Origin of the sequence: Paenilisteria riparia FSL S10-1204 (assembly GCF_000525995.1) — a bacterium.
GTDB lineage: Bacteria > Bacillota > Bacilli > Lactobacillales > Listeriaceae > Listeria_A > Listeria_A riparia.
Genome location: NZ_AODL01000002.1, coordinates 263,042 through 283,810, shown reverse-complemented (window position 1 = coordinate 283,810; position 20,769 = coordinate 263,042). Strand labels below are relative to the sequence as shown.

The 20,769-nt window shown below is 40.0% G+C and carries 17 protein-coding genes and 1 riboswitch; of the genes, 9 read left to right on the top strand and 8 right to left on the bottom strand.

Annotated elements, in window-relative coordinates; genetic code table 11:
- Positions 1 to 100: 100 nt before the first annotated feature.
- Entirely contained in the window at positions 101 to 874 is a 774-nt protein-coding gene (gene ytvA / locus PRIP_RS01540) for a YtvA family blue-light photoreceptor (RefSeq protein ID WP_036099063.1), read from the top strand.
- A gap of 101 nt (positions 875 to 975) precedes the next feature.
- A riboswitch (Lysine riboswitch) is annotated at positions 976 to 1,168 on the top strand.
- 109 nt (positions 1,169 to 1,277) lie between these two features.
- A complete protein-coding gene (locus tag PRIP_RS01535) occupies positions 1,278 to 2,762 on the top strand; it encodes an amino acid permease (RefSeq protein ID WP_036099062.1) in 1,485 nt (494 codons plus the stop codon).
- A gap of 291 nt (positions 2,763 to 3,053) precedes the next feature.
- Here the strand turns inward: PRIP_RS01535 and PRIP_RS01530 are convergent, their stop codons facing one another.
- Both PRIP_RS01530 and PRIP_RS01525 read right to left on the bottom strand, forming a co-directional pair.
- Positions 3,054 to 3,635: a hypothetical protein gene (locus tag PRIP_RS01530; protein ID WP_036099061.1), complete on the bottom strand. Its 582-nt coding sequence runs from the start codon at positions 3,633 to 3,635 to the stop codon at positions 3,054 to 3,056.
- 269 nt (positions 3,636 to 3,904) lie between these two features.
- Complete coding sequence (locus PRIP_RS01525; RefSeq protein ID WP_036099060.1) at positions 3,905 to 4,363, bottom strand: MarR family winged helix-turn-helix transcriptional regulator; 459 nt, start codon at positions 4,361 to 4,363, stop codon at positions 3,905 to 3,907.
- Positions 4,364 to 4,547: 184 nt separating this feature from the next.
- Between PRIP_RS01525 and PRIP_RS01520 the strand changes: the two genes are divergently transcribed.
- Both PRIP_RS01520 and PRIP_RS01515 read left to right on the top strand, forming a co-directional pair.
- On the top strand, positions 4,548 to 4,988 hold the full coding sequence (locus tag PRIP_RS01520) for a MarR family winged helix-turn-helix transcriptional regulator (protein WP_052008667.1): 441 nt from the start codon (positions 4,548 to 4,550) through the stop codon (positions 4,986 to 4,988).
- Positions 4,989 to 5,028: 40 nt separating this feature from the next.
- The gene (locus PRIP_RS01515) at positions 5,029 to 5,559 is read left to right on the top strand and encodes a YceI family protein (protein ID WP_036099058.1); all 531 of its coding nucleotides are present in this window, start codon (positions 5,029 to 5,031) and stop codon (positions 5,557 to 5,559) included.
- Positions 5,560 to 5,604: 45 nt separating this feature from the next.
- Here the strand turns inward: PRIP_RS01515 and PRIP_RS01510 are convergent, their stop codons facing one another.
- Positions 5,605 to 6,246 (bottom strand): DUF1129 family protein, encoded by a 642-nt coding sequence (locus PRIP_RS01510; protein WP_036099057.1) that lies wholly within the window; start codon positions 6,244 to 6,246, stop codon positions 5,605 to 5,607.
- A gap of 128 nt (positions 6,247 to 6,374) precedes the next feature.
- On the opposite strand from PRIP_RS01510, the gene rarD reads away from it, so the two are divergent.
- The gene (rarD, locus tag PRIP_RS01505) at positions 6,375 to 7,283 is read left to right on the top strand and encodes an EamA family transporter RarD (RefSeq protein ID WP_036099056.1); all 909 of its coding nucleotides are present in this window, start codon (positions 6,375 to 6,377) and stop codon (positions 7,281 to 7,283) included.
- Positions 7,284 to 7,327: 44 nt separating this feature from the next.
- Here rarD and ahpF read toward each other — a convergent pair whose 3' ends face one another.
- Together ahpF and ahpC are read right to left on the bottom strand one after the other, a co-directional pair.
- On the bottom strand, positions 7,328 to 8,857 hold the full coding sequence (gene ahpF / locus PRIP_RS01500) for an alkyl hydroperoxide reductase subunit F (protein ID WP_036099055.1): 1,530 nt from the start codon (positions 8,855 to 8,857) through the stop codon (positions 7,328 to 7,330).
- A 2-nt stretch (positions 8,858 to 8,859) separates the two neighbouring features.
- Positions 8,860 to 9,423, bottom strand: coding sequence for an alkyl hydroperoxide reductase subunit C (gene ahpC, locus PRIP_RS01495; RefSeq protein ID WP_036099054.1), 564 nt, complete (start codon positions 9,421 to 9,423; stop codon positions 8,860 to 8,862).
- Positions 9,424 to 9,766: 343 nt separating this feature from the next.
- On the opposite strand from ahpC, the gene PRIP_RS01490 reads away from it, so the two are divergent.
- A complete protein-coding gene (locus tag PRIP_RS01490; RefSeq protein WP_036099053.1) occupies positions 9,767 to 10,399 on the top strand; it encodes an NAD(P)-dependent oxidoreductase in 633 nt (210 codons plus the stop codon).
- Between the two features lie 70 nt (positions 10,400 to 10,469).
- Here the strand turns inward: PRIP_RS01490 and PRIP_RS01485 are convergent, their stop codons facing one another.
- The 3 genes from PRIP_RS01485 to PRIP_RS01475 form a co-directional block, all read right to left on the bottom strand.
- Positions 10,470 to 11,108 (bottom strand): DUF5105 domain-containing protein, encoded by a 639-nt coding sequence (locus tag PRIP_RS01485; RefSeq protein ID WP_036099052.1) that lies wholly within the window; start codon positions 11,106 to 11,108, stop codon positions 10,470 to 10,472.
- 196 nt (positions 11,109 to 11,304) lie between these two features.
- Positions 11,305 to 15,726: a 2-hydroxyacyl-CoA dehydratase gene (locus PRIP_RS01480; protein WP_036099051.1), complete on the bottom strand. Its 4,422-nt coding sequence runs from the start codon at positions 15,724 to 15,726 to the stop codon at positions 11,305 to 11,307.
- A 192-nt stretch (positions 15,727 to 15,918) separates the two neighbouring features.
- A complete protein-coding gene (locus PRIP_RS01475; protein WP_036099050.1) occupies positions 15,919 to 16,557 on the bottom strand; it encodes an FMN-dependent NADH-azoreductase in 639 nt (212 codons plus the stop codon).
- Between the two features lie 192 nt (positions 16,558 to 16,749).
- Here PRIP_RS01475 and PRIP_RS01470 point away from each other — a divergent pair, with 192 nt between their 5' ends.
- From PRIP_RS01470 to PRIP_RS01460, 3 genes are all read left to right on the top strand, one after another.
- A complete protein-coding gene (locus PRIP_RS01470; RefSeq protein WP_036099049.1) occupies positions 16,750 to 19,560 on the top strand; it encodes a sigma-54-dependent transcriptional regulator in 2,811 nt (936 codons plus the stop codon).
- A 277-nt stretch (positions 19,561 to 19,837) separates the two neighbouring features.
- Positions 19,838 to 20,260, top strand: coding sequence for a mannose/fructose/sorbose PTS transporter subunit IIA (locus tag PRIP_RS01465; RefSeq protein ID WP_036099048.1), 423 nt, complete (start codon positions 19,838 to 19,840; stop codon positions 20,258 to 20,260).
- A complete protein-coding gene (locus tag PRIP_RS01460; protein ID WP_036099047.1) occupies positions 20,260 to 20,748 on the top strand; it encodes a mannose/fructose/sorbose PTS transporter subunit IIB in 489 nt (162 codons plus the stop codon). Before PRIP_RS01465 ends, PRIP_RS01460 begins: the two co-directional genes overlap by 1 nt.
- The last annotated feature ends 21 nt before the right edge of the window (positions 20,749 to 20,769 follow it).

The window sequence follows — 20,769 nt, the reverse complement described above, 5'->3', positions numbered from 1 at the left end:
TTACTATTTTATCACCATTTTATTATTTTTAGGATTCCTATTTTTTATAGTTTTTGGTATGATAGGGTTGTGTAAATCAAATGGAATGGGTGTGTAGCAAGTGTTAAACAAGGAAGCGAAGTTACAATTTCGAATTATTTCTAAAGCATTGGATATGACTAGTGTTGGCGTAATTATTACAGATGGTGATCTTCCGAAAAACCCGATTATTTATGTAAACAGCGGATTTGAACGGATTACTGGTTATACATCCGATGAAGTGATGGGTAAAAATTGTGGTATGCTCCAAGGCCGCAAAACTGATAAAGCCGCACTTGCAAAAATTAGTCAAGCCGTGAAAAATCGAACAAACGTAAATGTTTTCCTGCAAAACTACCGTAAAAATGGCGAAATTTTCTTCAATGAGCTAACAATTGATCCAATTTATGACGAAGAGTCGGGTAAAAACTATTTTATTGGGATTCAAAGGGATGTTACTCGTGAAGAAAAATACAAGATGTTACTGGAGGACTCCATCGAAGAAATCGTGAAGATGTCTACACCTATTGTTCCCGTCCAGGAAGGCGTCGCCGTATTACCACTCGTTGGTGCACTTTCTACTGATCGTTTTGAAGAAATGACACAAAATGTCGCATCGTATCTCGATGATAACCATATTGATTATTTAATTATGGACATTTCAGGCCTTGCGGACTTCAATGACGATATTGCAGCCAACCTCATCAAGTTCCTAGCGTTGACGAAACTAACTGGTGTTAGTCTAATGCTTACAGGTGTCTCACCCAAATTCGCGATGTTAATGGTCAATTACGATAGTCGTTTGCCAAATATTCCAACCTTCAGCACCGTTCGTGAAGCGTTAAAAAATGTCTAACACCAGCAATCCAAAAACTTTTTTTTTTCAAAAAAAAACTTGCATTTACGCATTAGATTCGTTAGTATAGTACATGAAAAACTTAATAAAATCCTCATCAATGGTGAGGTAGAGGTTGCGAAATTCACGACTACCGGCTAATGAGGTGCATGACACACCAATGACTAGCCGCGAAAAGGATGCTCGCCGAAGTAAAAATAGGTGTCTGACTATTTTAAACTGGGGCTGTTATCGAAAGAAACAGAACTGCTGTTTTTGCCAATAGCTTGGCGGGACGGGTGTGCTATCTGATGCTATTTCGACGTTGGTATTATAGAACTGGTCTCTGAAGAAACACTTTCGAGATCGGTTTTTTTGTTTCCAAAACCTCATTTTCAGCAGAGAAAGAAAGGGAGTTTTACAAGTGAAAAAAGAGCAACAAGGTCACATACGGAGAGATTTAAAAACGCGTCATTTATCGATGATTGCGATTGGGGGCTCAATAGGAACAGGATTATTCTTAGCGAGCGGTAATGCGATTGCTACTGCTGGTCCTGGCGGTGCATTAGTAGCTTATGCTGCTATTGGTTTAATGGTTTACTTTTTGATGACAAGTCTTGGTGAGATGGCGACGTATATGCCGGTTTCTGGTTCTTTTAGTACGTATGCTTCACGCTTTGTCGATCCTGCGTTTGGATTCGCGCTTGGTTGGAACTACTGGTTTAACTGGGCGATTACGCTTGCTGTTGATATTTCTACGGCTGCACTCATTATTCAGTTCTGGTTCCCGCACGCCCCTGCTTGGTTGTGGAGTGCCGTGTTCTTACTACTTATTTTTGGTTTGAATGCACTGTCTGTTAAAGCTTACGGTGAATCGGAATATTGGTTCTCGATTATTAAGGTAGTTACCGTTATTGTCTTCTTAATCATCGGTGTCTTGACGATTTTTGGGATTCTTGGTGGTCAATTTATTGGTTTTTCTAACTTTACGACTGGGGATGCACCGTTTAATGGTGGGTTCTTCGCGATACTCGGGACGTTCTTGCTCGCTGGATTCTCTTTTCAAGGTACAGAGCTTGTAGGGATTGCTGCTGGAGAAAGCGCAACTCCTGAGAAAAGTGTACCGAAAGCGATTAAGCAAGTTTTCTGGCGTATTCTACTGTTTTATATCTTTGCGATTTTCGTCATTGGGATGATTATTCCTTATACTAGCCCGAATCTACTCGGCGGCGAAGCAACAGATGTAGCGATTAGCCCATTCACACTTGTTTTTGAAAAAGCAGGGCTGGCCATTGCTGCATCGGTGATGAATGCCGTTATCCTAACTTCGGTATTGTCTGCTGGTAATTCTGGTCTTTACGCTTCCACACGGATGTTATGGTCAATGGCCAAAGACGGCAAAGCACCGAAATTCCTATCAAAAGTAAATCGTCGCGGTATTCCGATGGCGGCGCTTATTTTGACAACGATTGTCGGAGCAATGACTTTCATCACAACACTTAGCGAAAATGGAACGGTTATTTATACGTGGTTACTAAGCGCTTCTGGTCTTACTGGCTTTATTGCTTGGGTTGGTATTGCGATTAGTCATTATCGTTTCCGCCGAGCGTATGTGAAACAAGGGCTGGACTTAAATGCCCTGAAATATAAGGCGAAATTCTTCCCGTTCGGGCCATTACTTGCGTTAGTACTATGTATTTTAGTCATTGTCGGGCAAGATTACAACGCGTTCCTACATCCCGACATTTCAAACCCCGAGTGGTGGCAAAAAATTGCGATTTCCTATATCGGACTCCCGATTTTCCTAGCTTTCTGGCTCATCTATAAATTTACGAAAAAAACAAAAGTGATACCGCTTAATGAGTGTTCTTTCGATGAACATTCGTATGTGGATGGAAAACGAGATTAAAAAAACAAATAGATTCCGGTCTTATCTTGGGCTATAGACAAAGTATTAAAATACGGCGCCTATAGTCTTTTTCTTATGCCTTAAATTCAAAGTCTTAGAAATTACGTCATGCCTTGATGTGATGTTACAATCGCACGCAAAAGAAAACTGTATAAGCAATGATCCTAAAATTCATTATTTACACAGTTTATTTTACATTGCATTTAATCCATTTCCATTATCTCGTTAACTTGTACTTATGTCTCTGTCTAAAAAGCTGATACTACTACTTTGCAATACACTAAATCAGACTTATTGATATTTGCTGTACAATCTATCTGCCTGATCTCGTAATTCTTTCATATCTTGGCGAGCTTTGTCGAGTTTTTCATCTGCTTCATTTTTAGATGTTGTTAACTGTGCTTTCTGAGCATTTAGCACTTCGACTTGTGATTTATATTGGTCACGTTCTGTTTTTAATTCATTAATTGTGGTATTTAATTGATTAATCGAGTTATTTAACTGATTAATTTGTGAATTCAATGCGCTAATATCATTATTTTTTTGATTTACTTCATTCTGTTTGTTTTGCAACTCGTTTATTTTTGCATTTAGTTCTTGCTGTTTTGATGCAATTTGATTATCTTTATCTGTCAATTGATTTTTCAAGTTTTGAATTTCATTAGTCAATTCATTAATTTTTTGTGTATTAACTTGTTTTGTTTGTGTGAGTTGATCGATTTTTTGATCCGCCCAATCTAATACTTCTGATACTCTAGCTTTATCATTTTCTCCGCCCCATAAAATAACACTAGTCCCAATTACAAGTGTACCAGTTCCAAAAATCATCAGACTTACTAACAAAATAACTGCAAACTTCTTTGATTTTCTCATGATCTCCTCTCCTTTTATTTTTTTTTTATGTATAAAAAGGAAAAAGTTACTTATTAGTTTATACCACCTTTTTTATTATTGAAACTAATCGATTCAGAATAATGTCTATTATTCTATAATTCTACAAAAAGAGTTTCCCCATCATAAAATAGTACCTATAGAATAGACACATCAAAAAGAAGCGCCTTCTATAGATACCATTTTATCGATAGCTTTGTCATTATGATTGATGTCGGCTAGAGCTAACATCGGAACTTGTCCTTTTTCGTTTACTCTGTCTTTAATAATTTCTCAATTTTGTGGTTAATCTCAATAAGTTTATCAATATCTTCATCGTCCAGTTCTTCGAGTGCCTTCATCATCGCTTTGTAGGCAAAAGCATTTTGTGTAGAGCGCTCCGACATTTCTCTGCCTTTATCTGTTAGTTGTAAGCGCCATGCATCGGTATTTTCTACGAATGCTGTATTTAACTTTTCAACAAGTCTGCCGTGAACAAGCCCGTTAACATTGGCTGTAATGACATCGGTGGAGGTAAACAATTTCTTTTTTAGGTCATCTATGGTGGAATCTGGTCGTGTGTATAAAATATTAATAATCGCCATTTGCTGTAACGACAAGCCCAAGCTTAGTGCGTTTTGTTCGGCGTGTTTGGCAGTGATTCGGTTAATAGCCCAGTAAGATCCTAATACTTCTTGAACGCGTTTTACTTTATCTTCACTTAATTCCATCTTTCTCACCTCTTTATTTCTATTTTACGCTATTATACATGATACACAAGCATCTTTACACAAATTTAACGAAGAAATTTTTATTTTTTACGCTTTTGTGTTGACTTACTTTTTACAAGTATGTTATTATTTGTTTGTAATATGTTTCGATATTAAAACATTTGACTGAAACGGGGTGTTTTCTGTGGAAGATATCGACTTGAAATTATTCACCGTCTTGTTGCGATCTGCCAATTGGATTCAGAAGGTTCATGCGAATTTAGTGGAGTCTCATGGAATTACGCCGAGTGAATTCGGTGTTTTAGAACAGCTTTATCATCTTGGCCCGCAGCAATTGCAGACACTTGGACAGAAGAATTTGATTTCTAATGGAAACACGACTTACATGGTTACCAAACTTGAAAAGAAGAACTATCTAGTCCGCGTCAATGATCAGAATGACCGCCGCATTGTTTATGCAAAATTGACCGCACAAGGTACACAATTTATCAGCAATCTTTTTCCCCAGTTTGAAGCCTTGATTAAAGAACAACTCACGATTTTAAACGAGGAAGAGAAAGAAATACTTATTTCGGGATTAAAAAAAATCGGTCTAAACGCCGAATCCCACTGGCGAGCTAAATGAAGATGGCGCCAAATAAAACAAATATTGGAGGAATTTTAAAATGACAGTAGAAAAATGGAATGTAGACCCAGCACACAGTTCAATCGAGTTTCAAGTAAAACACATGATGGTATCCAAAGTAAAAGGTGCTTTCAAAAACTTCAGCGCGGATTTAACGCTTGATCCAGAAGATTTAACAACAGCTAATCTTTCTTTCACAGTGGACGCAGCTTCTATCGACACACGTCAAGAACAACGCGATGGCCATTTGAAGGGCCCAGATTTCTTCGATGTTGAAAACTATCCATCGATTACGTTCCAATCAACAAATATCGTAGCCGATAGTAGCAACGAATATAAAGTGACTGGTGACTTAACAATCCGTACGATTACAAAACCAATCACATTTAACGTGGAATATGAAGGAACAAGCAAAGACCCAATGTCTGGTAACATGGTTGCAGGCTTTGAAGGAACTGGTAAATTCAATCGTAAAGATTTCGAACTAAATTACAACGCAGTGCTTGAAACTGGTGGCGTATTAATTGGTGATGAAGTGAAACTAAATATTCAAATCGAAGTTTCTAAATAAGATGTAAAAACCCGAGTGCGTGATGGTTGCACTCGGGCTTTGTTTTTATATTTTGCGCCAGATAATCGTTGCTGTGATAAAGCCTGCTACCCCTAGTATAAGTTCGATAAGCGCTCCACTTGAAATGACTTTTCCGAAGTTTGGTAGAATCATAAGTAGGAATACAAGCACGAACACGTACATAATGAGGATTCCGCTACCAATTAGAAAATATGCAGCGATTGATTTAGCAGCAGTCACAGTGTAGTGTTTCCAAAGAATATAGCCACCAACGAGCATACACACGATACAAATAAAGACGAGCAAAATAGATACGACAAATGTCCCGACGTAAAACACACGATCTTTATTTATAAAATGAATGATGCCCATCACGACTAAAAAAGCGCTCATGAGTAGTGTTCCAATAAAGAGGAATATTGGCGTTTGATTGGTTTGCGCTACGTCTGGTAATTTATGTGTGAGCTGTCTGGCGTACGTTGCTGCATCCATGCCAAGTGTTTCTTCTGGTGCTGCATCTTTTGCTTCTAATAGGCGTTCGATGGTTTTTAGCAAGGCCACTTCTTTGTCTTGTTCTGTAATATGTTTATCGGAAGCGACAACCCATTCCACCGTTTTTATGTAAGCTTGTTGTGGTTCGGTTAATTGATCGCTTTTTTCTTGAATTAGTTGTTTCTTGGTCAGCATTAGTTTATCTTCTCCCCTTCACTTCTTTAGTTAATCATATGCGAAAAAATATTTTTCAGCAACTTTCAGCTTTTCGGGGATATATATATGTTACAATGGTTCTATTATTTGTAGAAAAAGGTGAGGACATGTATTCAGAGAAAGAAAAAACGCTGGGGATTTTAACTGCGATTGCCGCGTATATTATTTGGGGCGTTTTACCGCTTTATTGGAAGTTAGCAAGCGGTGTTCCTGCCAGCGAAATTCTAGCATACCGCATTATTTGGTCTTTTGTTTTCATGGTTATTATTATTGTGTTGCTAGGTAAGACGAAGGAAATTTGGGCGGAAATTCAAGCCCTTTTTAAAAAGCCTAAATTGATTTTGGCGATTACAACAGCATCCGTGCTAATTACAGCGAACTGGTTTATTTTTATTTTTACGGTCAATGACGGGCATGTTATTAGTGCGAGTCTTGGCTATTATATTAATCCGCTAGTCAATGTGCTTCTGGCAACGGTGTTCTTGAAGGAAAAATTGAGTCGTGGCGAGATGTTAGCGGTGCTTTCAGCGGCAATTGGTGTATTGATTCTAGCGATACACCAAGGCGTATTCCCTTGGGCGGCGATTTCGATGGCAGTGACATTTGGCCTTTACGGTTTGATTAAGAAGTTAGTGCCAGTCAGTGCTTGGGGCGGGCTTACAGTCGAAACAATGATTATGACACCATTTGCCCTTGTATTTTTGTTGTTCTTTGCGCGCGATGCGTTTATGCACTTTGGCTTTGATACGAACCTTGTATTGTTTGGCGCTGGGGTAGTGACGGCGATTCCGCTTTTATTATTTGCGACGAGTGCGCGGCGGATTTCTTATGTCATGCTCGGTTTCATTCAGTATGTTGGGCCAACTTTGATGCTTATTCTCGGCGTGTTTGTATTCCATGAAGCGTTTGATTTCATCCAGCTAATCGCCTTCATCTTCATTTGGGCAGCGTTACTGATTTTCACTATCTCACACGTAGTCTTTGCCGCAAAACTCAAAAAAACAACCGTATCATAAAAATAGGATGGGGTGTCCGAGTCATGGACACCCCATCCTATTTTTTAGTTGCGAATCATGTAGTCGAATGCGCCGAGTGCCGCCGTGGCACCTGAGCCCATCGAGATGATGATTTGTTTGTAAGCACTGTCGGTACAGTCGCCTGCTGCAAATACGCCGGGAACGTTTGTCGCGCCATGTTTGTCGACAATAATTTCTCCCATTGGATTGCGATCCACGGTGTTTTCAAGCCATTCTGTATTTGGCGCTAGGCCGATCAGGATGAACACGCCTGCGACATCGATATGCTTTTCTTCGTTTGTTTCGCGGTCCACGTATGTAACGCCATCCACTTTTTCTTGTCCGGTAATTTCTTTTGTCTGTACATTTTTTAAAACAGTGACGTTCGCCAAAGAGTACAGTCGTTTTTGTAAGACATCATCGGCTTTTAGGTCTGGTGCGAATTCTAGTACGGTGACATGTTTTGCAACACCTGCAAGATCGATTGCGGCTTCGATACCGGAGTTTCCACCGCCAACAACGGCTACATTTTTACCTGCATAAAGTGGTCCATCGCAGTGTGGGCAGTACGCGATTCCTTTATTTTTGAATTCCTGTTCGCCTGGAACGCCAATGTTACGCCATCTTGCACCAGTCGAGATAATTGCTGTTTTTGTGGTTAAGACTGCGCCGTTTTCTAGCGTTACTTCTACGTTGTCTTTTTTCTGGATGCTTTTCGCGCGGACTTGTTTCATTACGTCAACATCGTATTCGTTCACGTGCTCTTCTACTTGAGCCATCAGTTTAGGACCTTCTGTATATTTCGTCCCAATCAGATTTTCAATGCTCATCGTTTCTAACACTTGTCCTCCGAAAGTATCGGCTACGATTCCTGTTCGAATGCCTTTACGGGCTGCATAAATCGCGGCACTGGCTCCCGCTGGACCGCCACCAATAACTAATACATCAAAAATTTCTTTGTCTTCAAATTCTGAAGCATCAGCTGCTCCAACGATTTTTGTTATGATTTGGTCAATGCTCATCCGACCGCTTCCAAACGCCTCGCCATTGTCAAAAATAGTTGGTACTGCCATGATATTTTTGGCTTCGACTTCGTCTTTGAACATGCCACCTTCGATCATGGTGTGTGAAATATTTGGGTTCAACACACTCATAATATTGAGCGCTTGGACGATGTCTGGGCAGTTATGACATGTCAAACTAACATACGTCTCAAAATGATGCGGTGCATTGATTTTTTGAATTTGGGCTTTGATTTTGTCATCGATTTTCGGCGGACGACCACTCACTTGAAGCAGTGCCAAAATAAGCGATGTAAATTCGTGGCCTAATGGAATCCCTGCAAAAACAATGCCGTAATCTTCGTCTTCACGCGCAACACTAAAACTTGGTGTTCTTGAAAGTGAAACGTTCTCCATACGAATTTTGGAAGACATATCCACGATTTCGCTAACAAATTCAAGTAACTTCTGCGAGTTTTCATCTGTTGCGACACTTACTTTTAAAACAATGTTTTGTTCTAGTAAATCCAGATAACCGGCAAGCTGTTCCTTGATTTCTCTATCTAAAGCCATTTTTAGATTTTACCTACTAAGTCTAGGCTTGGTTTTAATGTTTCGGCGCCCTCTTTCCATTTCGCTGGGCAAACTTCGCCTGGATTGTTGCGCACGTATTGTGCAGCGCGGATTTTGTCTACTAAAGTACTAGCGTCGCGACCAATACCATCTGCATTAATTTCTACTGTTTGAACTACGCCTTCTGGGTCAAGAATGAACGTTCCGCGATTTGCCAAACCTTCTTCTTCGTCTAAAACGTCAAAAATACGTGAAATCGTATGTGAAGGATCTCCAATCATTGTGTATTCGATTTTTCCAATGGCATCTGAGGAATCATGCCATGCTTTATGTGTAAAGTGTGTATCTGTTGAGACCGAATAAATCTCCACACCTAAATCTTTTAAAGTACTGTATTGATCTTGCAAATCCTCAAGTTCTGTTGGACAAACAAACGTAAAGTCCGCTGGATAAAAACAAACCACGCTCCATTTCCCTTTGAAATCTTCAGATGAAACATCGATAAACTCACCTTGGCGAAAAGCCTTTGCAGTAAATTCTTCTATCTCTTTTCCAATCAACGACATTATAACTCCTCCTTGAATCTTATTTATTGTGAAAGCTCACACTCAAAATTATCAACTTAATTAGCGATATTGTCAAGTATTGTTTATAATATATATTATTTGAAAACAAATATTGATTATGTTCACCTATTGCAAATTCTATTAAATTCGGATTTTCCCATTAAAAATATCGCATAGCATTGCTATTTTATCAATTATGAGCTATTTTTCTCATTTAGAATAATTGCCGTGAAAGATAGCTGGATGCAACTTTATGCTTTACATTTCGAACAGATAACAGTATACTTTAACCAACAGTTGTAACTGAATTAGTTACAACTAAAATTCCAAGGAGGTTTTTATAATGAAAATTGGTATTATTGGAGCAAATGGTCGGACAGGTTCCAGAGTTTTAACAGAGGCAAAGAATCGTGGGCATGAGCTAACGGCGATTGTTCGTAATGCTAGCAAGATCACAGATGCTTCCATTGATATATTAGAAAAAGATATTTTTAGCTTAACGAAAAAAGATGTTGCGGAATTGGATGTCTTAGTGGATGCGTTTAGTGCGCCGGTTGAGGAGTCAGATAATCATTGGAAAGCTATCGATCATTTAATTGCTATATTGAATGGCATGACTTCCCCACGCCTAATCGTCGTTGGCGGGGCGGCAAGTTCATTCGTGGATGATAAAGGCACACGTGTGCTAGATACACCTTCCTTTAAAGAAGCGCCTTATTATGCTACTGGTGCAGCGCAAGCAATTCAATTAGATCATTTAAGACAAGATGCCACATTTGATTGGACATTTATTAGCCCAGCTGGACTATTCGAACCCGGCGAACGTACAGGCACCTATGCAACTGGAACAGACGAATTAATCGTAGATGCGAACGGTAATAGCTATATCAGCATGGAAGACTACGCCATTGCGCTTATCGACGAAGCAGAAAATGCCAAACATATCCGCGCCCGCTTCACTGTTGGCCAACGCTAATAACGAAAAAGCGAACTCTCTTCAAATGAGACCAGAACGGCAACTCATTTAGAAAGGGTTCGCTTTTTTATTATTGAACAGTTCCAGTAAAGAATGCTAGGTAAAGACTTTGTGCAAATGTATCAGCGTCTTTGATTTTCCACTGATCTTTATTCGACTCTAAGTTCATCTTCACTTTGACAGCTTTATCAGAAACTTTCGCTTTAGCAATCGTTTCTTGATATACCTCAAGCATTGCTTTGGCTGCTTTTTTAGCATCTTTTTGAATCGAAGGATCCGCCTTTACTTTTTCTTGAAGCTTCGTTGACATGTCTGCTTGAACAGTTGTCATATCAAGCCCGTTGATAGAAATTTCAACAGTGGGTTTGTCTTTGTCGTCGTTAGTTACTTTTGTTTTGTATTTCGTCACTTCATCGACACGTTTTGTAAATGTGTCGTAGAGCGCTTCCACTTCTTTATCAATACTACCGTCTGTAATATTTAGGCTACTTGTGAAACCTTTTTTGAAGCCTTCTTTGATTTCTTTTTGTAAATTCGTTGCATCTTCACCGAATACATCTTTGAATTTATCCGTGTCTTTGTTATAAATGATGGTGTTAACAGCAGTATCAGCGGCCTCTGTTGGTTCTACTTGGCTATTTCCGCAAGCCGCTAACGTCACCGCAGCAGTTAAAACAGCAACAAACATTAAAGCTAACTTTTTTTTCATGTTGTACACTCCTCTTCCCATATTTTATTTTCATACCTCTCTTATTCTAAAGGTTTATATCGATATTACAAGTTTTTAGCCAATAATATCAGGAATAAGCCTTAAAATAAGAGTATCAAGCCTATTTATATGCGAAAATTAGAAAGGTAGTGGTTTTTACAAGATGATGTGAAAGCGATGCTTCATTCGCGTATTATTATTCTGTTTGTATATTCTCAGATTCGGTTCCTGCTTTTACTTTGCTAGCGATATGGCCAACTGGATCTGCTTCACGGGCGCGTTTAACGGTGCTACCGATTTTTTCGATTGGTGCTGAGTCGCGGACGCGTTTTGCGGTATCGACAATTTTGTCTTTTGGACGGAATGCTTTTGTTGTTACTGGTGCTTTTTCTGTTTGGCTCGTTGTTTCCAGTTGTTTTTTTGCGATAGACAGCATTAATTTGATTCGGTTAAGTTGGTTAACTGAGCTTGAGCCTGCGTCGTAATCAATGGACATGATGTTTGCCGCTGGGTACATTTTTTTCAAGCCTTTAATCATGCCACGACCAGTGATGTGATTCGGCAAGCAGGCGAATGGTTGGAGGCAAGCAATATTTGAAACGTTACTATCCAGTAATTCAATCATTTCTCCGGTTAAGAACCAGCCTTCTCCCATTTTATTGCCAAGTGATAGGAGTTGACTTGCTTTTTCTGCAATGACTTCGATATTTTCTGGCGCGGTAAATCGCTTACTTGCGCGTAGAGCGTCAGACATTGGCTTGCGATATTTATTAATAACTGGAATGGCGATGCTATGTTTAGCAAATGATTTCACTTTAGACATGCCGAATGTATTGGCTGCGAAGTGGCTGTCGTAGCAACAGTATAGCAAGAAATCTACGAAATCTGGAACAACTGCTTCCCCGCCTTCTTCTTCAATAACGCCGACAATATCATTGTTGGCACCTGGATGGAACTTCACTAAAATTTCACCGACAACTCCGACTTTTGGTTTGATTTCTTTTGTTAGTGGGATTTGATCGAATGCTTCCACCATCTCACGACAAAATTGAGCATAAGCCGATGGACTGTAATTCGCTAGCATTTCTTTTGCAGCTTCGACGAAATAGCGATGTAGTTTGTTCGCGCTACCTGCTACTCTTTCGTATGGTCGTGTTTTGTAAAGCATTCGGTCTAACCCGTCGCCAAGACAAAGGCCAACAAGGAATCGAACACCGACTTTTGGTGTGATTTTGAAACCTGGTTGTTTTTCAAGTCCGTTTGCGTTTAGCGAAATAACTGGAATATGATCAAGTTCAGCTTGTCCTAGTGCTTTTTTCAACATCGAGATGTAGTTCGTTGCGCGACAACCTCCGCCAGTTTGTGTCATTAAAACTGCCAAATTGTCAAGATCATAGTCTCCATGTTTTAAGGCATCCATCATTTGACCAATTGTTAAAATGGCTGGGAAACACGCATCGTTGTTGACGTAACGCAATCCCTCATCAACAGCACGCGGTGTTACAGCTGGTAAAACTTCCAAATTATAACCTACTTCGCGACCTGCTGCTTCTAGTAATTCGAAATGCGTTGGTGCAAGTTGTGGCGCCAAAATCGTGTAGTTTTTCTTCATTTCTTTTGTAAAAAGGACACGTGGTTTCGGAGCTTTCATCGCTGTTGGTAACACGTTATTGCGTTCGCGCTCGTCCATCGCAGCTTTTAAAGAACGGATTCGAATTCGTGCTGCGCCTAGGTTGTTTATTTCATCGATTTTTAGAAGTGTGTAGACTTTGTTGTGACCTTCGATGATTTCTTGTACCATATCCGTTGTAATCGCGTCAAGACCACAGCCAAACGATGTGAGTTGAACCACTTCGAGATTTTTCTGTTCTGCTACAAAACTAGCAGCGCGATAAAGTCGAGCGTGGTATTTCCACTGATTTTCCACGCGAAGTGGGTGTTTGATTTCGCCGAGATGTGATACGGAGTCTTCCGTCAAGACTGCCATGCCGTTCATTGTGATAAGTTCTGGTAAACCATGATTTACTTCCGGATCAATATGATAGGGATGCCCGCACAAGACGATACCGCGAATTTTGTTTTTGCTAATGTACTCGAGTGCTTCTTCGCCTTTTGTTTGAATGTCTTTGCGGAATGCTTGCGCTTCTTCCATGCCAGCTTTCACGGCACTTTCCATTTCAGCAAGCGGGATTTCTGGGAACGCCTCGTGCAATCCTTTTAGTAGTGCTTTTTCATTATCTAATGTTAGGAATGGCGCGATGAGTGGCACGTTTTGTTCTTCTAGCGCATCGACGTTCACACGGATAACTTCTGGATAGCCTGCAACAACAGGACAGTTGAAGTTATTCGTTGCTTCACCGTATTCCTTATTCTCATACACGACAGACGGATAGAAAATATAGTCGACCTTCTTCTTAATCAAGTCCATCACATGACCGTGCGTTAATTTCGCAGGATAACAAACCGCCTCAGATGCAATCGTTTCAATGCCTTTTTCATACAAATTCTTTGAAGATTTCGTTGATAAAGTGACACGGTAGCCTAAATTCGTAAAAATCGTATGCCATAATGGATAGTTTTCAAACACATTCAGCGCACGTGGAATGCCAATCGTGCCGCGAGTCGCTTCGTCTTTTTTCAACGATTTATAATCAAAAACGCGTTTGTATTTATATTCAAATAAGTTCGGTAACAAATTCTTCTTCGACTCGACACGTTCCCCGCGTTCACAACGATTCCCACTGACAAACTTGCGGTCATCACCAAATCTCGTAATCGTTAATTGACACGAGTTGCTACATAAATTACAGCGTGATTGCGAAGTTTCCGCTTGAAACTCTCGTAATTTCTCCAAAACGAGTAATTGACTAACTTCTCCTGTTTCGTAGTTTTCTTTGGCGATTAGCGCTGCGCCGTATGCTCCCATCATTCCTGCGATATCAGGACGAACAACTTCACGCCCTGTTAGCAATTCGAAAGCGCGCAAAACCGCTTCGTTATAAAATGTGCCACCTTGAACAATCACCTTTTCGCCGATATCTTTTGGACTGCGTAACTTGATGACTTTTTGTAATGCGTTTTTGACAACAGAATAGGCTAGACCTGCGGACAAGTCTTCCATTGATACGCCTTCTTTTTGTACTTGTTTCACTTTTGAGTTCATGAATACTGTACAGCGTGATCCTAAATCAACCGGTTCTCTTGCTTGGAGCGCTTTGTCTGCAAATTCTTGAATGGTCACGCCTAGCGTTTGCGCGAATGTTTCTAAGAACGAGCCACAGCCCGCCGAACATGCCTCATTTAGCATTAAACTGTCCAACGCTTTATTTTTGATTTTCATACATTTCATATCTTGTCCACCGATATCCAAAATAAAATCCACATCTGGCAAAAACTCGCGAGCAGCTCGATAATGTGCCACGGTCTCAATCTCACCAACATCGATTTTCAGTGCCGCCTTAATCAGTGACTCACCGTAACCTGTAATTCCCGACTGTCTAATTTTCACCGCTTCAGGCAAAATTTCATACAGATGACTCGTCGCATCAATCACTGACTGCAGCGGATTTCCTTTGTTGCTATCATAAAAAGAGTACAAAATCTCATTATCTTTCCCCATCAAAACAAGCTTAGTCGTCGTTGATCCAGCATCGATACCTAAATAAACATCGCCTTCATAACTTGCCAACTCACCACGTGGCGCTTTCATTTGATTGTGCCGATCACGAAAAGCCACTAAATCCTCCGCACGCGTAAATAAAGCCGGTAAAATTTCTGTATCTGTCGCCATACTCGAAAAATCCAAATCACGAAGTCGCGTAATAATGTCTTCTATCGCAAGCGCTTCGTCTTTCCAACCATTATAAGCCGTTCCAAGCGCGATAAAATATTCCGCATTCAGCGGCGCAATAATATCGGAATCTTTCATTTTCAATGTCTCTGTAAAACGATACCGCAACTGATCCAAAAATGTCAGCGGTCCGCCTAAAAACGCGACTTTTCCACGAATTGGGCGACCACAAGCCAAACCACTAATTGTCTGCGTTACCACACTTTGAAAAATCGAAGCCGCAATATCTTCTTTTCGAGCACCTTCATTCAATAAAGGCTGCACATCCGTTTTAGCAAAGACACCACAACGCGAAGCAATCGGATAAATCGTCTCGGCGCCCTTAGCCAAGTCATTTAAGCCATTCGGATCTGTCTGTAACAGCGAAGCGATTTGATCAATAAACGCACCTGTCCCGCCAGCACACGCATTGTTCATCCGTTGTTCGATGCCACCGGAGAAATAAATAATTTTCGCATCTTCCCCGCCAAGCTCAATCACGACGTCCGTTTCAGGAATAGCCTGTTCTACAGCTTCTGTGCACGCAATAACCTCCTGAATAAACGGCACCTGCAAAAATTTCGCAATCGCAAGTCCCGAAGAGCCTGTGATTTTAAACGTCATTTCAGTTTCCCCACACGTCTCTTGCAAATCACGCATAATGGCTAAAGTAACCGATTTAATATCCGAAAAATGTCGCCGATACGTCTGGAACACGATTTTCCCCGTCTCATCCATCGCTACCGTCTTTGCCGTCGTTGATCCCACATCTAGTCCTACATGAATCATAATTCTGTCAACCCCTTTTCAAGTATGAATGCTCATAAAATCACAATGATTAGCGCAAAAAATGAGTGATTACTCACTTTAAAAGTATAAAAAGATACCTATATATACATTTTTATTCTACACACTTACAATTAGAAAGTAAAGTAAAAACTAGGCGTCTGCATACATGCAAATACCTAGTTTCTATCGTTCTTATTTCAATAAGCTGATGCGGCGGATACTTTCTTCAGTCGCAGCATTTAAAATCTCATCTTTGCGCGTTGGATCATAGTCCACACCTTCCACAAAGACGCTTGGCAATGTTTCGATACCAATAAAATTCAAAATCGTATTGATATAAGGTTCACCGTGCGTTTCCAACTCCGATTCACCAGTAGAATAAACGCCACCGCTTCCATGAATTTGCAATGCTTTCTTACCTTTTAACAAACCTTCTGGACCTGACTCCGTATATCGGAATGTCTTACCAGCAACAACTACTGTATCAAAATACGCTTTTAACATCGGCGGGATGCCTAAATTCCAAAGTGGAGAAACGATTACATATTTGTCAGCATCGATAAATTGCTGTGTTAATGCGTCAAATTGCGTTAATTTTTGTTGCATTTCAGGATCTAGGTCAGTAAATGCTTTTCCTTCGCGAAGTGCGTTTCCGGCCGCCATAAATGCACCGTCAATCATTGGAATGTCATGCGTATACACATCAATCCGCTCTACAACATCATCTGGATTTTCTTGTTGGTATTTCTCTAAAAAGGCAGTTGCCACAACCATACTCCGTGATACATTATCAGGAAGCGGTGACGCTTTAATAAATAGTAATTTTGCCACTAGATTCAACTCCAATTTCTACTTTAAATGTGTTCTTTCTTATTCTATCCCAGTTCACCTACACTCGTCAATGTACAAAGCCGCAAAAAAATCAGGCGATTGACAAATAAATTTCGCATGCTAAAATAAATACAGTACAACGCTAGTGTATTAATACACTATTTTTCTACAAAATAAAATCGGAGGCATGTTATGAAACGGATTGAGCGAATCTATCACTATATGCAGCAGCAAAACCACGATAACTTAAAGCAACAGCTTGAACAAAATCAAGGTATCACAGCCACGGAAATCTCTGAAGCGCTGTCCATTTTACGAAATAATGTCAGTATGGAACTAAATGAACTACACCGCCAAGGTAAAATTATTAAGATTACCGGTCGCCCCGTGCGTTATTTTGACCGCCAATCTATAGAAGCAAAAATCGAAAATCTCCTCGAAGATGACGAATTAGAGTATGATAATTGCCAAGCCTTACTTGAAAAATTCTCAGAAAACACCGTCACAAGAAGCCCATTCGACGATTTAATCGGCTCTGATGCTAGCCTTAGAACACAAGTCGAGCAAGCAAAAGCCGCTGTCCTTTACCCACCAAATGGATTACATACACTTATTGTCGGACAAACTGGCGTCGGAAAAACACTTTTTGCAAATTTAATGTATCGTTATTCGCAACATGCCGAGCGTCTTAGCGCCGATTCCCCATTTATTATTTTTAACTGTGCCGATTATTATAATAACCCGCAACTTTTGATGTCACACATTTTTGGACATATGAAAGGTGCTTTTACAGGTGCTGAGAATGAAAAAGAAGGCCTTGTCGAAAAAGCAAATGGCGGTATTTTGTTCTTAGATGAGATTCATCGTCTCCCACCAGAAGGCCAAGAAATGATTTTCTACTTGATGGATACGGGGACATTTAACAAACTTGGTGAAACAGATCGACGTCGTAAATCCAATGTCTTAATTATTGGTGCTACAACCGAAGATCCCGAATCCTCTTTGTTACGTACCTTTGTCCGTCGAATCCCAATTGTCATTTCCTTACCAAGTCTCGAAGAACGCTCGCCGAAAGAACGCGTAGACCTATTGAAAAATCTACTTTCTAACGAAGCGCATCGAATCAGTAAGCCGCTTCGAATTGAAGACGAAGCTGCCAAAGCACTCATCGGTAATACTACGTTTGGTAATATTGGCCAATTGAAATCAAATATCCAACTTGTTTGTGCACAAGGTTTTCTCAACAGTTTTGATACGAATGAAGAAATTCTGATTGAGTTTAAGAAACTACCGATGAATATTAAGGATGGGTTTTTTCACTTTAGCGGTCGGCGGAAAGAACTACAAGAGATTTCTAAATATCTCGATCCCTATACGGTAATTATGCCAGAACGTGGCAAGCAGCTCATTAATTCTGATGAATATGAACCCGACTTCAATCTTTACAAAATCATGGAAGACAAAGCTTCTATTTTGATGGATCAAGGCGTTGAGAATGAAGACATCAAGAAGTTCATCACGATGGATATCGACGTCCACCTCAACAGCTTCTATGCCAAATTCAAAAACACCATTCACGACCGTGAAAATATTTTAAAAATCGTCAATGAAGATATTTTGAATTTTACAGAAGACATTCAAGTCAAGATTGAGCGCCAGCTTGGGAAGAAATTAAATGAACGTTTCCTACTTGCTTTTAGCCTCCATCTGACCTCCTTTCTAAAACGGGCGCGTAGTAACAAACCGCTAAAATACACTAATATTGAAAATGTTGTCAACGATAAACCGGAAAGTTATGCGATTGCCTTAGAAATGAAAAAAGAAATCGAATCCGAGTTTCACATTCGCGTGCCTAATATGGAAGTGCTTTATTTAACACTCCTTATCAGCTCGCTACTTAAAGACCAAGAAGAAAATCGCGTGGCTATTCTTGTTGCAACACATGGCAATAGTACTGCCTCAAGCATCGTCAATGTCGCTAAAAAACTACTCGGCGAAGGCCTAGTGGATAGTATCGATATGCCGCTTGATCTCAGCCCGAAAGTTGTCCTAGATAAAATCACGCAGCGCGCACGCGAGCTCGATATGGGACGTGGTGTTCTACTACTCGTTGATATGGGGTCACTCACTAGTTTTGGCTCGGTAATTACGGAACGAACCGGTATTCCCGTCCGCACGATTGACATGGTTTCCACCGCTACCGTTATCGAAGCCGTCCGCAAATCAAATATTTTAGATATGGACCTTGATAGCATTTACGATTCTCTGAAAGATTTTCGTGGTTATGGTGGTTACGATTCCGAATCGAGCACACTTGCAGGAGATAAAGCGCACGCTATCGTCACTATTTGCGCTACAGGTGAAGGTACCGCTGAGAAATTGCAAGCTTTCATTCAGCGTATCCTAGACACGATTACGACCGATAATATCAAAGTCATCCCTCTTGGCGTTCATGAAGCTGCTGGAAAAATAGATCAACTGCAAGAAGAATACGATATTCTGATGATTGTCGGCATTCACGATCCAAAGGTGCAAATCCCGTTCATTCCAATTGAGCGTTTGTTTGCCCAAGATGGTGAAGAGCAAATTATCCAACTCGTTCGACAACGCGATATCTTCATCAAAAAAAGCGAAACCAACTGGATTGCTCGTGAAGTCATCGAAGACAGTCTTAGCGAATTTCTCACATATCTCAATCCAAAAAAAATCGTACCCGTCTTATTAAAATTCGCTGCTTCCTTAGAAAAGGAATTAAATATGACGATGGAAAACACACAAAAAATCAACTTATTAATCCATGTTGGCTGTGCCATTGAACGTATGGTTGTCAAAGACAGTTTGATTTATCATGATTCATCTGAGTCAATCGTTCAGACTCCGATTTTCAAAGCGATTGAACAAACAAATCGAGATTGTCTAAGTCCGATGAAGCTTATGCTAACTACTGATGAGCAACTATATATATATGATATTTTAACAAAAACTCACCAACTAACAACATAATTTAGAAGTCATTGCGAGGCATTTCTACTTATTGGAATGCCTCGTTTTTTTTTATTTTTTTTTGTTTTTAAGCTTTTCAGATTAGGGTAATGAACATTGTATGTACGAAAGTTGATATTCTATTTGCTAGCTAGCGTATTAAGCATAAAATTAACTGTATCATGCTCATTCGCGCATATTTTTTCGGGATACCACGCCCTTACATAAGCCCTTATAAAATTGCCATAATAGAAACGTCAAACGTATCCTAAATTAAAGAAAAAAAGGAGGAATTAATATGCCAGTAGGTATCATTATTGGAACACACGGTGAATCAGCACGTGAATTGCTTAAATCAACAGAAATGATTATTGGTAAGCAGGAAAATGTTGAATTTATCACATTTGTTCCAGGAGAAAACACAGAGACATTAATTCAGAAATTCACCGAGAAATTAAACACCATTGATGCTTCTGATGGGGTTCTTTTTATGGTTGACTTATTTGGCGGTAGCCCATACAATGCAGCTAGTCAGATTGCATTACCTAAAGAAAAAATGGATGTCATTACAGGAGTTAATATTCCAATGTTATTGGAAACGTTATCCATGCGTGCCGTCAGTGGCTTCGACGAGCTACTTAGCACAGCACTCACTGCAGGAAGTACAGGAGTAAAGTCACTAAAACAATCACTAAAAGATGTCGAGGAGGATGATTTATAATGGATATTCGTTTAGCAAGAATCGATGACCGCCTAATTCACGGTCAAGTAGCCACAGTTTGGACAAAAGAAACAAAGGTGGAGCGTATCATTGTATGTAATGATGACGTTGCCAAAGATGAAATTCGGAGTACCTTATTAAAACAAGTTGCCCCACCAGGCGTTAAATCAAGCGTCGTTGATGTAGAAAAAGCGATTCGCGTATATAACAACCCGAAATATGAAACAACGCCAGCCATGCTTCTTTTCACAAATCCGACAGACGTACTTCGTATGGTTGAAGCTGGTGTGCCAATCAAAACAGTCAACATTGGTGGCATGGCTTATCGCGAAGGTCGCACACAAATCACAAATGCCGTTTCTGTAGGACCAGAAGATATAACAGCATTCCGCGCATTAAACGACAAAGGAATTGAACTTGAAATCCGCAAAGTTGCAGCGGATAGCAAAGTCATGATGATTCCATTATTAGATAAAGAAAGTCTGTAATTTTTTTAGAAAGTTAGATGT